This window comes from Staphylococcus ureilyticus (assembly GCF_025558845.1).
GTDB lineage: Bacteria > Bacillota > Bacilli > Staphylococcales > Staphylococcaceae > Staphylococcus > Staphylococcus ureilyticus.
In genome coordinates this window covers 1,581,940-1,595,660 of sequence record NZ_CP094825.1, presented here as the reverse complement: position 1 = coordinate 1,595,660, position 13,721 = coordinate 1,581,940, and the positions used below count along the sequence as shown (strand labels likewise).

Annotated in this window: 12 protein-coding genes; 7 read left to right on the top strand and 5 right to left on the bottom strand. The window is 30.0% G+C overall.

Annotation, left to right across the window (positions count from 1 at the left end):
* Positions 1 to 397 precede the first annotated feature (397 nt).
* Genes MUA21_RS07815 through yhaM form a run of 3 tightly spaced genes read left to right on the top strand, consistent with a single transcriptional unit; the run spans position 398 to position 5,458 of the window.
* Positions 398 to 1,582 carry a metallophosphoesterase family protein gene (locus MUA21_RS07815; RefSeq protein WP_046207625.1) on the top strand — a complete coding sequence of 395 codons (1,185 nt, stop codon included), beginning with the start codon at positions 398 to 400 and terminating at the stop codon, positions 1,580 to 1,582.
* A gap of 1 nt (position 1,583) precedes the next feature.
* Complete coding sequence (locus MUA21_RS07810) at positions 1,584 to 4,517, top strand: ATP-binding protein (protein ID WP_262561014.1); 2,934 nt, start codon at positions 1,584 to 1,586, stop codon at positions 4,515 to 4,517.
* On the top strand, positions 4,517 to 5,458 hold the full coding sequence (gene yhaM / locus MUA21_RS07805) for a 3'-5' exoribonuclease YhaM (RefSeq protein ID WP_046207623.1): 942 nt from the start codon (positions 4,517 to 4,519) through the stop codon (positions 5,456 to 5,458). The genes MUA21_RS07810 and yhaM overlap by 1 nt, the downstream gene beginning before the upstream one ends.
* Positions 5,459 to 5,911: 453 nt before the next feature.
* Here the strand turns inward: yhaM and prsA are convergent, their stop codons facing one another.
* From prsA to MUA21_RS07785, 4 genes are all read right to left on the bottom strand, one after another.
* Entirely contained in the window at positions 5,912 to 6,901 is a 990-nt protein-coding gene (prsA, locus tag MUA21_RS07800) for a peptidylprolyl isomerase PrsA (protein WP_262561013.1), read from the bottom strand.
* A 146-nt stretch (positions 6,902 to 7,047) separates the two neighbouring features.
* On the bottom strand, positions 7,048 to 7,614 hold the full coding sequence (locus MUA21_RS07795; protein WP_103161241.1) for a DUF3267 domain-containing protein: 567 nt from the start codon (positions 7,612 to 7,614) through the stop codon (positions 7,048 to 7,050).
* Positions 7,615 to 7,897: 283 nt separating this feature from the next.
* A complete protein-coding gene (locus tag MUA21_RS07790) occupies positions 7,898 to 8,269 on the bottom strand; it encodes a YtxH domain-containing protein (protein WP_046207620.1) in 372 nt (123 codons plus the stop codon).
* 77 nt (positions 8,270 to 8,346) lie between these two features.
* Complete coding sequence (locus MUA21_RS07785) at positions 8,347 to 8,772, bottom strand: HIT family protein (RefSeq protein ID WP_262561010.1); 426 nt, start codon at positions 8,770 to 8,772, stop codon at positions 8,347 to 8,349.
* Positions 8,773 to 8,899: 127 nt separating this feature from the next.
* Between MUA21_RS07785 and ecsA the strand changes: the two genes are divergently transcribed.
* Positions 8,900 to 9,637: an ABC transporter ATP-binding protein EcsA gene (ecsA, locus tag MUA21_RS07780; RefSeq protein ID WP_107525961.1), complete on the top strand. Its 738-nt coding sequence runs from the start codon at positions 8,900 to 8,902 to the stop codon at positions 9,635 to 9,637.
* Positions 9,634 to 10,857, top strand: a complete 1,224-nt coding sequence (gene ecsB, locus MUA21_RS07775; protein ID WP_262561009.1) for an ABC transporter permease EcsB — start codon at positions 9,634 to 9,636, stop codon at positions 10,855 to 10,857. The genes ecsA and ecsB overlap by 4 nt, the downstream gene beginning before the upstream one ends.
* Positions 10,858 to 10,910: 53 nt before the next feature.
* Here ecsB and MUA21_RS07770 read toward each other — a convergent pair whose 3' ends face one another.
* Entirely contained in the window at positions 10,911 to 11,414 is a 504-nt protein-coding gene (locus tag MUA21_RS07770; RefSeq protein WP_046207616.1) for a hypothetical protein, read from the bottom strand.
* A 260-nt stretch (positions 11,415 to 11,674) separates the two neighbouring features.
* On the opposite strand from MUA21_RS07770, the gene hemE reads away from it, so the two are divergent.
* Together hemE and hemH are read left to right on the top strand one after the other, a co-directional pair.
* The gene (hemE, locus tag MUA21_RS07765) at positions 11,675 to 12,709 is read left to right on the top strand and encodes a uroporphyrinogen decarboxylase (protein WP_272884797.1); all 1,035 of its coding nucleotides are present in this window, start codon (positions 11,675 to 11,677) and stop codon (positions 12,707 to 12,709) included.
* Between the two features lie 83 nt (positions 12,710 to 12,792).
* Positions 12,793 to 13,716, top strand: coding sequence for a ferrochelatase (gene hemH, locus MUA21_RS07760; protein ID WP_046207614.1), 924 nt, complete (start codon positions 12,793 to 12,795; stop codon positions 13,714 to 13,716).
* The last annotated feature ends 5 nt before the right edge of the window (positions 13,717 to 13,721 follow it).

The window sequence follows — 13,721 nt, the reverse complement described above, 5'->3', positions numbered from 1 at the left end:
ATGTTGCCATACAATGATTTTCAAAATTAATATATGGCAACAACCATAGTTTGAAAGAATATATGTACTTTTATTCAAGCATATGTATGATAAACTCAATATATTGAGAAATGACATACAAAAGAATTGATGCCAATAAATGAATTCTTTAATTGTTGGATAATCGTTCATTTTTTATTCAATGAACCATGGTTAATATTGAATTTAAAGCTGAGACATTTATTTATGTTTCAGCTTTTTTGTTTTATCGACTGTACAATAGTCGGTGTGGTAAAATAAAGAGATACAAGGTATTAGCATGTACATAGGTACTAGTATAGTTTTATAAATCTCAAAATAAATGCCTTTTTTTCATGCTTTTTATAAAAACCTTTAAATAAAGGAGAACTATAAATATATGGTTAAATTTATTCATTGTGCAGATTTACATTTAGACAGTCCATTTAAGTCTAGAAGCTACTTAAGTCAATCGATATTTGAAGATATGCAAAAAAGCGCATATGAAAGTTTCAAAAAAATCGTGGATTTAGCGTTAAATGAAGAAGTAGATTTTATGATTATAGCAGGGGATTTATTTGATAGTCATAACAGAACCCTCCGTGCTGAAGTGTTCTTAAAAGAGCAATTTGAAAGACTGGCAAAAGAACAAATATTTGTTTATCTTTGTCATGGTAATCATGATCCATTATCTTCATCTATAGGAACTGAGTGGCCAGATAACGTTTCGGTTTTTTCTGAAAATGTAGAAACATATCAAACAATTACTAAAAACGGTGAAGAAATATATTTACATGGTTTCAGTTATCAAAATGAAGCGAGCTATGAAAATAAACTTGATGCCTATCCGTCAAGTCAAGGTCAAAAAGGTATTCACATAGGTATTTTGCATGGTACATATAGCAAAACGAACACAAAAGACCGATATACTGAATTTAGATTAGAAGATTTAAACAATAAACTTTATCATTATTGGGCACTTGGTCATATACACGAGCGACAACAACTAAGCGATATGCCTCAAATTCATTATCCAGGTAATATTCAAGGTCGTCATTTCAAAGAAACTGGAGAAAAAGGTTGCCTATTAATAGAGGGCGATGATTTACATCTAAATGCTAAATTTGTGCCAACACAGTTTATTCGTTTTGAAAAGGCTGAAATAGATACAAACATGACTTCAAAACAAGGTTTGTTTGACGCAATACAAGATTTTAAATCACAAGTTAGAGCTGAAGGTAAAGCAATTTATCAATTAGTAGTAAATGTCAATTCAGATGAAATTATTTCTGATCAAGATTTAATGCAAGTGCATGAAATGATTAGTGAATATGAAGAAAATGAGCATAATTTTGTGTTTATAGAAGATCTGAATATAAAGAATAAAGATGATGAAAAAACGACCCTTGTCAAAGAATTTTCAGCAGATTTGATAGAAGATAATTCAGTTTATGAGTTAGCTATGAATGATTTATATCTTAATCCAAAAGCTTCCAAATACCTAGAAAATTATGATGATTTTGATCGTCGAGAATTAATTAAACGCGCTGAATTATTATTAAAGTCAGATATGAGGGGGGAGTAAAATGAAGATTAAATCATTAGATATATATGGTTATGGTAGATTCATTCAAAGATCCATTCAGTTTGATGAAAATTTTACAGAAATTTATGGGGAAAATGAGTCAGGTAAGTCTACGATACAGGCATTTATACATTCCATTCTTTTTGGGTTTCCAACTAAGAAAGAAAATGAACCACGACTAGAGCCACGTTTAGGCAATCAATACGGCGGAAAACTTACATTGATTCAAGATGAAGGTTCTTTGATAGAAATTGAACGTATCAAAGGTGCAGCAACTGGAGACGTTAAAGTTTATCTACCGAATGGTGCCATTAAAGATGAAAGCTGGTTAAAGAAAGAACTTAATTTTATCTCAAAGCGTACATATCAAGGTATATTTTCATTTGATGTCTTAGGCCTACAAAATATTCATAAAAATATGGATGAAAAACAATTACAAAACTATTTACTCCAGGCTGGTGCATTAGGATCAACAGAATTTACTAGCATGCGTGAGATTTTGAATGATAAAAAAGAAGCGCTATATAAGAAAAATGGCAGAAATCCAATTATTAACCAACAGCTTGAAGAATTGAAGTCATTAGAGCGACAAATTCGAGAAGAAGAAGAAAAATTGTCATCTTACAAACGTTTAGTAGACGATAAAGATAAAGCAGATCGACGCTTAGAAAATTTGAAACAGAATTTAAACCAATTGTCTAAAATGCATGATCGTAAACAAAAGGAATTAGCTTTACATGAGCAAACACAAGAATGGAAAACATTGGAAACCCAATTAAATATAGAACCTGTCACATTTCCTGAACAAGGCATCGATCGCTATGAATCTGCAAAAATTCAAACACAAAATTTAAAAAGAGATATTGGCTTAAGAGAAGAGCGATTAGCACACTTGAAAAGCGAAAACGAAAAAATCAATGTACCTAAGCAATCTGATATTGATGCTTTTAACCATATACAACAACAAGAAAATGAAATTAAACAAAAAGAATACGAATTAAAATCAGTTAAAAAAGAAATTCAAGATAAAGAACGTGAAAAATCAGGCTTGAAATCTAATATTGGATGGCAAGATGTATACCATGAAGTCGACAGTTCAGAGGCAATGAAGAGTCATGTAAGCGATCAAATTAAAAATAAGCAAGAACAGACTGCTTTTATTCAACAATTAGAACGCAATATTGAAGAAAATAAAATTGATAAAGAAACAAATCAAACTGAGATGAATGCATTAGAAAAAGATATTGTGTCTGATGAAAACTATGAAAAGAAAAAACAATATAACAATCGTGTATTCGAACTACAAGAGAAGAATAATTTATATCAAAAAATGAAAGAAGCTTTTGATAAAGAACAACAAGAAAATGAACGTAAACAAAATATTTTTCGATTTGCATTCGTTATATTAGCAGTTGTTGGTGTTGGATTAACTATCTTTTCATTTATTTCAGCTAATTTGGTCTTTGGTATTGTATTTGCATTACTATCTCTTGTATTTATCGTGGGTATCTTCTTAGTTAAAACGAAAGAGATTGGGCATAGTGAAACATTTTCTAATGAAATTGAAGATTTGCAACACCAAATTAATAATTTAGAAGCTAATTATAATTTGGACTTTGATTTAGATGATCAAAATAGAATTCGCGAGCAATTCCATAATGCTATTAAAACGAAAGAGGCATTAGATAAAAAAGCAAATTATTTATCTTCCAATTTAGAATCTGCACAACAACAATACTCAAAGTCAGAGAATGAGATCAACCAAATTAAAGATGAATTACATTTATCTGATAAAATTTCAGACGAACTCATTATTGATAGTATTGCGACGATGAATAAAATTAAGGATTATGACAATCATACTGTTGAATTGAACGAGCAAAAAATTGAGTTACAACAGGCATTAGATACATTTTATGAACATGCAAAAGCAGTAACCCAAAATCAATTTACTTCTTTCAACACATTATCTTTATTTCATGACGTAAATCAATGGTTAAAAGAAGAAACAACTAATTTAGATAAATGGAATAGGAATCAAGAACAAATCACATTAATAGAAAGTGAATTATCACAGCTTAAACATCGCTTACATGAGAATAATAATGTGATATCACAGTTATTTAACTTTGTAAGTGCAAATGATGAAGAATCGTATTATCATCAGCATGCTCAATATCAGGCTTATCATCAACAATTAAACCGCTTTAATGATTTAACGAAATATCTAGAAAACCAAAATTATAATTACGAAGCTAGTTCTATGCTGAGTCAAAAAACATATGCTCAACTATCTGAAGAAGATGAAGTGTTAGAAAGACAAGTTGATCATTATAATGATCAATATTTAGAAATGCAGTCAGAAGTCAGTGATTTAAAAGCTAAAATCACGGATATGGAAACAGACAAAACGTTAGCGGATTTACGTCATAAGTTCCATATTTTGAAAAATAGAGTGAATGATGGAGCAAAAGATTGGGCAAGTCTTAGTTACTTACAATCTTTAGTGGAAGGACATATTAAACAAATTAAAGATAAGCGTTTACCACAAGTGATAAATGAAGCAACAGAAATCTTTGCACATTTAACAAATGGAAATTATGTACAAGTAACTTATGCGAATGAAGATTTAATGGTAAAACAAGTGAATGGTCAAATGTACGAACCAATTGAATTAAGCCAGTCTACTAAAGAAATACTATATATCGCATTGCGATTAAGCTTAATTAAAACATTAAAACCTTACTATCCATTCCCTGTAATTATTGATGATGCATTTGTACATTTTGATAAACATAGAAAAGAAACGATGATGAATTATCTAAGACAAATGCCCAATGATTATCAAATTTTATACTTTACATGTGTCAAAGATACAAGTGTGCCTTCAAAACAAATTATTACTTTGAATAAACCTGAGGAAGGCGGTAAATAATGAGAAATGTAGAAAAATTAAATCCTGGAGATTCAGTTGATCACTATTTCTTGATTCATAAAGCGACACAAGGCGTAACTGCTCAAGGAAAAGACTATATGACGATATATCTTCAAGATAAAAGTGGGGACATCGAAGCTAAATTATGGACTGCTACTAAGGAAGATATGCGTGTTTTAGAACCAGAAAAAATCGTACACGTTATTGGTGATGTTATTAATTATCGTGGTCGTAAACAGATGAAAATTAATAAAATTAAATTAGCTTCAGATGAAGCAGATTTAAACATACATGATTTCGTAGACGGCGCGCCACTCACACCAGAAGAAATCAAAGAAGAAGTCTCTCATTATATGTTAGAGATTGAAAATGCAAATTTACAACGCATTACAAGACATTTATTGCGTAAATATCAAACAGAATTTTTTACATTTCCTGCAGCAAGTACACATCATCATAATTTTTCAAGTGGGTTAAGTTATCATGTATTAACAATGTTACGGGTCGCAAAATCTATTTGTGATATATATCCACTTTTAAACCGCAGTTTATTATATAGTTCTATTATTTTACATGATCTAGGTAAAGTTAAAGAATTAAGTGGTCCTGTTGCAACAACATATACGGTTGAAGGTAATTTGCTGGGTCACATTTCTATTGCCAGTGATGAAGTAGCAGATGCTGCACGAGAATTAAATATAGAAGGTGAAGAGGTATTATTACTGCGTCACATGATTTTAGCACATCATGGAAAAATGGAATTTGGCTCTCCGAAACTACCACATATGAAAGAGGCAGAAATATTGTTTTTCATCGATAACATTGATGCAAAAATGAATATGTTTGAAAAAGCATATAAGAAAACGCCAAAAGGTCAATTTACTGAACGTATTTTTGGGCTTGAGGGTAGACAATTTTACAATCCAACATCTTTAGATTAAGCGATACGGAAAATATACGCTTAAAAAAATAAAATTGAAACATTTTGAAAGTAAAGGACTAATCCAAATTTTGATATGCTCACTTCAAAGTTTACATTTTTAAGTGTCTACTTTGAAGGGAGCAGTTCATTAGCGTGGATTAGTCTTTTTTATATGTAAAATCATTCGTTTCTGACCGTGATTATTTACAATTAATATGTCGTATTAGAAGGTAAGAAGTAGGGGGCGAGATAATTGTTTTCTATTCATGAGCATCGTATGATTTGATATAAGTAGATTGAATATGTGTTTATACTGTGTTATATATCAGCGCAAGAGATAAAATACAATCGTCTCGAAAAATATGTGTACAAGCATAATTAATAAGTAAATATAAGTTAGTTTCATTCATAAAAAAACAAGGCAAATGCCCTAGAATGTAGCATTTGCCTTGTTTTTTTATGAATTATGATTCTATTGTCCAGAGGTCATACCAGCTCCACCTTGTTGTATCGCTTGCTGTTGTTGCTGTTGTTGTTGCTGTTTAATTTTATCTGGGTCTAGAATAGAATCTTCAATAGCTTTTTTAATATCTCTATCTTTATAATCTACTTTGTATTCATCTAACAGTTCTTTATAAGCGTCTGTTAGTAATTTAGGACTTTTTTGTACTTTTTGTTGGATTAATTGCGATTTTAGCTTACCTTTTTCTTTATCAAAGTCATTTTCTTTATCTGCTTTAATAATATGGTAACCATAATCTGTTTTAACTACTTTTGAAACGTCGCCTTCTTTAAGTTTGAAGAGCGCCTTTTCAAAATCTTTTTCCATTTGTCCTTTGATAACATATCCTAAGCTACCATCTTTTTTAGCCGAAGATTTATCCATTGATTCTTTTTTGGCAATTTCTCCAAATTTGTCAGGATTTTCTGATACTTGTTTTTGGATTTTTTCTGCTTTTGCTTTTGCATCTTTATCTGATAAACCTTCTTTGTCATCTTTATTCTCTTTAACTTTAATTAAAATATGCGAACCTTTTTTAGTAGATTCTTTAATTTCTTTATCAGAAATATTCACTTTATCGTTCAGTAGTGCCTTTTGATATGATTGTAATTTTTTTTGCTCTTTATAGTCACTAAGTGACATTTTTTGTTGTTTTAACATACTTTCAAATTGATCTTTGCCACCGTATTGTTTTTGTTCTTTTTCAACTTCTTTATCAATATCTTTCGTGTCTATTTTATCTTTATACTTATCTGCTAACAATTTATTTAATAATATAGAAAAAGATGTGTTTGCAACTTGCTCATCACCCATTTTATCCATTACATCTTCAACTTTAACATCGCCAGCTTTTGATGAAATAATTGTATCTTCTTTAGAATCTGTAGCGCTATTACCACAAGCACCTAATAATAATACACTAGCAGTAACAGGAATTATAACTTTTTTAAATGTTTTCATGATTGGGAACTCCTTTTGTAAGAATAACAACGTAAATATAACATATAAAGTCGTTTTCACCAATTAGAAACCTAATATATACGACTATAGTTGTAACCATTTTATATGAAAAAGAGCGAATAAAAAAAGCAAACATTGCTGTTTGCTTAATCAAGTTCATGATTCGTATAAGGTGATACTTTGTTTAAAATATTAATACCAGTTTGATGTTCTTCAACATAAGCACCTTCATTTGAAAATAATATGATCTTTAAATAAAGAAAATCCATAACCGAATAACCTAAATTCAAAGCAATTAAAAACATTAAATAATGACCATATTGAGGGATGATAGTACTTATAAATGTGCAAACAATCGTTATAAATAAAGCTGGCGTGATTAAATCAAAACAAAAATAATATTTATTAACAGGTGTATTTACATACACATTATAAAAAGGCACAGACTTATGTTTTACTAATTTGTATTTTTTAAATGACTTACGATAGGGATAGAAAAACAATAAGTGGATTAATTTATGTAAAGGGTACAAAAGCACTACTAAAATTAAAAATATTAAAAAGTGGTCGTCTGTTAATTTGGTATTTGAAAAGAAGTATAAAAGTTCGTATGCAATTAAAAATGTGATAATTGTAGTAACAAAACTAAGGAAAGCAATTCTAGGTATGCCAAAACGAGCGTTAATATCTATTTGACGTGTACATAAATACATTACGCAATCATACTCCTTTTTAAAATTTATTGAATATACTTTCGTATTATCTAACGTATTCTTACAGTCGTCAAGTTTAACTTTAAGTTAATTTTAGAGTTTGAAAAGTTCTCAAAACACTATAATGTAAGGACATTATAGTTCTTAATCAAAGAAAGATGAGAGTACTATATATTTTTTAATTCAGCATCATTTTAAAGGCATAGATGTTTTTATTGTAATAAAGAAAAGAGTTATAACTCAGGTTTTCAAGTGAGTTATAACTCTTAGTTAATTGAGTTAATTATTTGTCTTTTTCAAATGCTTTTGAAATTTCTTCGCCACGATTTTGTAAATTTTCAATATGGGATTGCAAATTTTCAATATTAGGATCGATATCAGATTTAAAATCACCAATCATCGTTTTCACTTCATCACCAATAGTACTGCCAATTTCAGTACTTTCTGATTTGATTTGTGAAATGTAATTTACAATATCATTGACATTTTGCTTTATAGTGTTGATTTCTTTATCAAATTCAGATTCAGCACCCGTAGGTCTGCGCGCTTCTGTCTCAAATTGGTTTGAATTTTTCTTATCACGATTCATTAATGCAACACCAATTCCAGTTGCAACACCAGCACCAAGACCTAGTAATAATTGAGCTGTTTTCATAAAAATTCTCCTCATTTCTAAAATTTCTGAGTCATTAATATTTTTAATATACCCTTTATCATATCAGGTAAGCATAATTAATTAAATTGTGCTGCAATTTCTTGTGCAATTTTTTTCTTTTGTTCATCGCCTATGCTTTCTTCATGTGTTTCCCATTTATAACCAAAACCATCTACTTCATTTTCATATCTTGGTAACAGATGAAAATGTAAATGGAAGACAGATTGATCGGCAAATTCACCATTATTTTGTATAATATTTAGACCATCAGGGTTAAATGCTTTTTTGATTGCGTTTGCTACTTTAGGTAAAGCAACGCCTATATGTTTCATTGTTTCACTAGCCGTTTCAAAGATATTTGCAGAAACTTTTTTAGGAACTAATAAAGTATGACCTTTGGTCACTTGAGAGATGTCTAAAAATGCATAAACATATTCATCTTCATATACCTTATAACTAGGAATTTCACCATTAATTATTTTACTAAAGATTGTTTCAGACATAAATTTTCACTCCTTGTCAGATGTTTAGTAACTATTATAGCATTACTGATTAAATTCCGTCATTTTTTGAAGTAACTTTATGAACAATGTTTGATTTTTGATACAATACTATTTGTGGAGGTGCCTTATGACAGTAAAAGTAGAGCATTTAACAGGCGGTTATGGCAAAAGACCTGTGATAAAAGATATAAATTTTGAATTAAAAAAAGGAGAAATTGTTGGACTGATAGGTTTGAATGGTGCTGGGAAGAGTACCACTATTAAACATATGTTGGGCTTATTAACGCCGATGGAAGGGCAGTTAACAATTTCAGATATTGATATCAAACAAGATGTAGAAGCTTATAGACGTAAGTTGTCATATATTCCGGAAGCACCAGTCATATATGATGAATTAACGTTGCAAGAACATATTAATATGACAGCAATGGCGTATAATATAGATAAAATGGAAGCGATGAAAAGGGCAAATCCATTATTAAAAACATTTAGGTTAGAAAATGAATTAGATATATTTCCGAGTCATTTTTCTAAAGGTATGAAACAAAAAGTGATGATTATTTGTGCATTTATTGTGGATCCAGAATTATATATCATTGACGAGCCATTTTTAGGATTAGATCCTTTAGGTATACAATCTATGCTTGATTTAATGGTCGAGAAAAAAGAAGAGAACAGAACTGTATTGATGAGTACACATATTTTGGCAACGGCCGAAAAATATTGTGACAGATTTTTAATAATGGATAAAGGGCGAATTGTAGCATTTGGCAATATAGATGAATTGAGGGAACAAACAGGTTTAAGTGGTAAAACCTTAGATGAAATATATATACACGTTACTCAAGGTGGCCAAAATTCATGAAACAAGAAGCTAAACAATTATTTAACCTAAGGAAACAAGCAATCAAAAAAGAGAAAAGTTATTATAATAAATTTATATTTAATGGTCACTTTTCTGTGTTTCTTGTAATTTTATTAGGGGCATTTATTTTAGGTTATGGTGATTGGTTGAAAACAATACCTAAACATTTTAATTATGCCTTAATTGCTAGTATGATAACTGCCATCACATCCATGTTTCCAATTAGGACTTTATTAAAAGATGCAGATAAATTATTTCTATTGCCATTTGAAAATCATATGCTTGAATATATGAAAAAAAGTTTGATTTATAGTTATGTTACTAGATTACCTATACAAATATTATTGATTATTATATTATTTCCATTATTTTATGTGCTTAATAACAAAACGTTTGGATTTTATATTATCTTTGCTGGACTAGCAATTATATTTCCGCTCTTAGGTTTATTATTAAAATGGCAGTGGTATAAATTTCGTCTTGAACGTTGGTCTTTATTTAGCATTTTGTTTGTGATATTTACATCTGGTTATTATGTAGCCTTAGATCCTAAAAATATCTCAAGTATTTTTTCAGTTATTATACTTGTTGCTCTGACTCTGTTAATAAGATATTTAAACAAAGACTATTTGTTCCCATGGGAGCATATGATTAATACAGAACAACAACATCATATGAATTATTATAAATTTGTAAATATGTTTACGGATGTAAAACAATTAGAAGAGAAAGCAGTAAGGAGAAGTTATTTAGATCCGTTATTGTGGAAACCGAAACCTAAAAAATTTAATGAAAACTATATGTATCTTTATTTATTTATTAGAAGTTTTGCTAGAGGTAAAGACGCATTTAATATTATATTACGATTGATTATTATAGCTTTAGTTATGATGATATGGTTACATCAAGTCATCGTAGTTTTATTAATTGGTAGTCTATTTATGTATATTATATTGTTACAAATGGCTCAATTTTATACACAACAAGCATATGGTTTATGGCCACAAGTTTGGCCGGTATCTGATAGTAAAGTGATAAAAGGGTATGAACAATTTTTAAATAGATTAATGTGTTTTATAGGCGTGATATTTATTGTTACTTTTGCTATTATTTTTTCACAATATAGTTTGTTTGGTCTCATTTACTTTCTTGTAGGTTGGTTAACGATTAGAAATATAACTAAAAAATTGAAATATCAAGAAAGTTTGTTAACAGATTAAAAAATCGCTACTCAGGTTTTAGCTTAGAGCTAAATTTGAGTAGCGATTTTTAATTAGTAATCGTCAATTGGGAATAAATATCTTTCGAAGTAACTTGAATGTTGACCACTAGAACCAAAGAACTGACTTAGTGCTAGTTTATCAAAGTTTTCTTGGAAAACGGCAGACGCTTTGAAATCTTCGTAATCTGTACGACTATTAAAGCCAAAATAAATTTTATATGTTAACCCTTGATTTGGTTTTAAAAAGCGATAACTTCTATAACCTGCAAATTGTTTGAAATCAGTTGTGACATTTTCTAATTTCTTTTCTAATTGATATGCATGATCCTCTGATGTTGGTATAAAAATAACAGAATAGAAGTAATTTTCATCTAAATTCCCTTCAGACTTAATGATGTCATAAGCCAGCGGGTGTTTTAAAACCGTTTCACCTTCTGTTTCTTCTATAATAACTGAAGAATCGGAAGCTGAAAATTGTAGTAGATGATGTGTCGGATTATTCAGTCTAATTTGATTTAAATAACCAAATGTACCGTAAGATGCGTAAATTTTCATAAGTTTTCCTCCTTGAATTGTTTAAGAAACATTGCATAACTATTATAATTTACTATATATACTTCTAATATTTCAAATAAATGTAAAATAGACTTTAACAGTATTATAATTGATTTCTGTTAGAAAACAATAGTCAAATAATTAAGAAAAACAAAGTAACACACTTTGTCTTTTTTATGACATTTCTATTGATTGAATACGGGAAATTAGTGGATATGGTAATATTAATAAGAATGATTATAATGTAGGAGGATTACAAGGTGCATAATAAAAATAATACAATCCTAGATATGATTAGGGGCAAAGAAGTTAAGCACACACCTGTGTGGTTTATGCGTCAAGCTGGTAGATCACAGACTGAATATAGAAAACTGAAAGAGCAATACTCTTTATTTGAAATTACACACCAGCCAGAATTATGTGCATACGTAACACATTTACCAGTAGATAATTATAATACGGACGCTGCGGTTTTATATAAAGATATCATGACCCCATTGCAACCGATAGGGGTGGACGTAGAAATTAAGTCCGGGATAGGACCAGTAATTCATAATACGATTAAAAATATACAAGATGTTGAAAAATTAGGGAATATTGATCCGAAACGAGATGTTCCATATGTATTAGATACGATTAAATTATTAACTGAAGAAAAATTGAATGTGCCATTGATTGGTTTTACTGGCGCTCCTTTTACCTTAGCAAGCTATATGATTGAAGGTGGGCCTTCTAAGAATTATAATTTTACAAAGGCAATGATGTATAGTGACGAAGCAACTTGGTTTGCGCTTATGGATCATTTAGTTGATATGTCTATTACTTATACGACAGCTCAAATAGAAGCTGGTGCAGAAATCATACAAGTATTTGATTCTTGGGTTGGTGCATTAAACGTTCAAGATTACAGATATTATATAAAACCAGCAATGAAAAAGTTAATTAATGGAATTAAGGCGAAATACGATGTGCCCGTGATTTTATTTGGTGTGGGTGCAAGTCATTTAGTACATGAATGGAATGATTTACCAATAGATGTATTAGGTCTAGATTGGAGACTGTCTATTAAAGAAGCTAATGATTTAAATATTACTAAAACATTACAAGGGAATTTAGATCCATCTTTACTATTAGCACCTTGGGAAGTTATAGAAGCGCGATTAAAACCTATTTTAGATGAGGGCTTAGCACATGGTAAACATATATTTAATTTAGGACATGGTGTTTTTCCACAAGTTAAACCCGAAACTTTAAAAAGAATTACTACGTTTGTTCACGAATATACTCAAAGATAGTTAGACATACAAAAGGTGAACAAGATTTACATTTAATTATGTCATCTACATCTTAAAAATTTAAATAAAAGGATGATTTTAAAATGGCAAAAACAGTAGGATTACTAGTAATGGCTTATGGTACACCTTATAAAGAAAGTGACATAGAAGCTTATTACACAGATATTAGACATGGGAAAAAACCTACAGAAGCAGAATTGCAAGACTTAAAAGATAGATATAAATTTATTGGCGGTTTATCACCACTTGCGGGAACTACGAATCGACAAGCTGAGGCATTATGTTCAGAGTTGAATAATCAATATACTGATGTTGAGTTCAAGTTGTACATTGGTTTGAAACACATCCATCCGTTTATTGAAGATGCTGTAAAGGCAATGAATAAAGAAGGCATAGATGAAGCTGTTACTGTGGTACTAGCACCACATTATTCAAGCTTTTCAGTGGGTTCCTATAATAAGCGTGCACAAGAAGAAGCGGATAAATATGGTATTACGTTAAACCATGTTGAACATTATTACCAACAACCAAAATTCATCCAATACTGGACTGAAAAGGTAAATGAAACTTTAGAGCAAATACCAAAAGAAGAACATGATGAAACAGTCTTAGTAGTATCAGCACACAGTTTACCTAAAGGACTTATAGAAAAAAATAATGACCCATATCCGAATGAATTGCATGATACTGCTGAATTATTAAAAGCTAAATCAAACATTACTCACGTTGCTGAAGGGTGGCAATCAGAAGGTAATACTGGGACACCTTGGTTAGGCCCTGACGTTCAAGATTTAACTAGAAACTTATTCGAAAAATATAATTATAAAAACTTTATTTATACGCCTGTAGGCTTTGTATGTGAACATTTGGAAGTATTATATGATAATGATTATGAATGCAAAATAATTTGTGATGAGTTAGGCGTTAATTACTTCCGTCCAGCAATGCCTAATACAGATTCACTATTTATTGGTGCAATCGTAGATGAAATTAAAAATGTTTATTAAAGGAA

What these genes read in the sequence shown, in the direction of transcription:
- MUA21_RS07815 (WP_046207625.1), top strand. Translation starts at nt 398, where the DNA reads ATGGTTAAATTTATTCATTGTGCAGATTTACATTTAGACAGTCCATTT.
- MUA21_RS07810 (WP_262561014.1), top strand. Translation starts at nt 1,584, where the DNA reads ATGAAGATTAAATCATTAGATATATATGGTTATGGTAGATTCATTCAA.
- yhaM (WP_046207623.1), top strand. Translation starts at nt 4,517, where the DNA reads ATGAGAAATGTAGAAAAATTAAATCCTGGAGATTCAGTTGATCACTAT.
- prsA (WP_262561013.1), bottom strand. Translation starts at nt 6,901, where the DNA reads ATGAAAACATTTAAAAAAGTTATAATTCCTGTTACTGCTAGTGTATTA.
- MUA21_RS07795 (WP_103161241.1), bottom strand. Translation starts at nt 7,614, where the DNA reads ATGTATTTATGTACACGTCAAATAGATATTAACGCTCGTTTTGGCATA.
- MUA21_RS07790 (WP_046207620.1), bottom strand. Translation starts at nt 8,269, where the DNA reads ATGAAAACAGCTCAATTATTACTAGGTCTTGGTGCTGGTGTTGCAACT.
- MUA21_RS07785 (WP_262561010.1), bottom strand. Translation starts at nt 8,772, where the DNA reads ATGTCTGAAACAATCTTTAGTAAAATAATTAATGGTGAAATTCCTAGT.
- ecsA (WP_107525961.1), top strand. Translation starts at nt 8,900, where the DNA reads ATGACAGTAAAAGTAGAGCATTTAACAGGCGGTTATGGCAAAAGACCT.
- ecsB (WP_262561009.1), top strand. Translation starts at nt 9,634, where the DNA reads ATGAAACAAGAAGCTAAACAATTATTTAACCTAAGGAAACAAGCAATC.
- MUA21_RS07770 (WP_046207616.1), bottom strand. Translation starts at nt 11,414, where the DNA reads ATGAAAATTTACGCATCTTACGGTACATTTGGTTATTTAAATCAAATT.
- hemH (WP_046207614.1), top strand. Translation starts at nt 12,793, where the DNA reads ATGGCAAAAACAGTAGGATTACTAGTAATGGCTTATGGTACACCTTAT.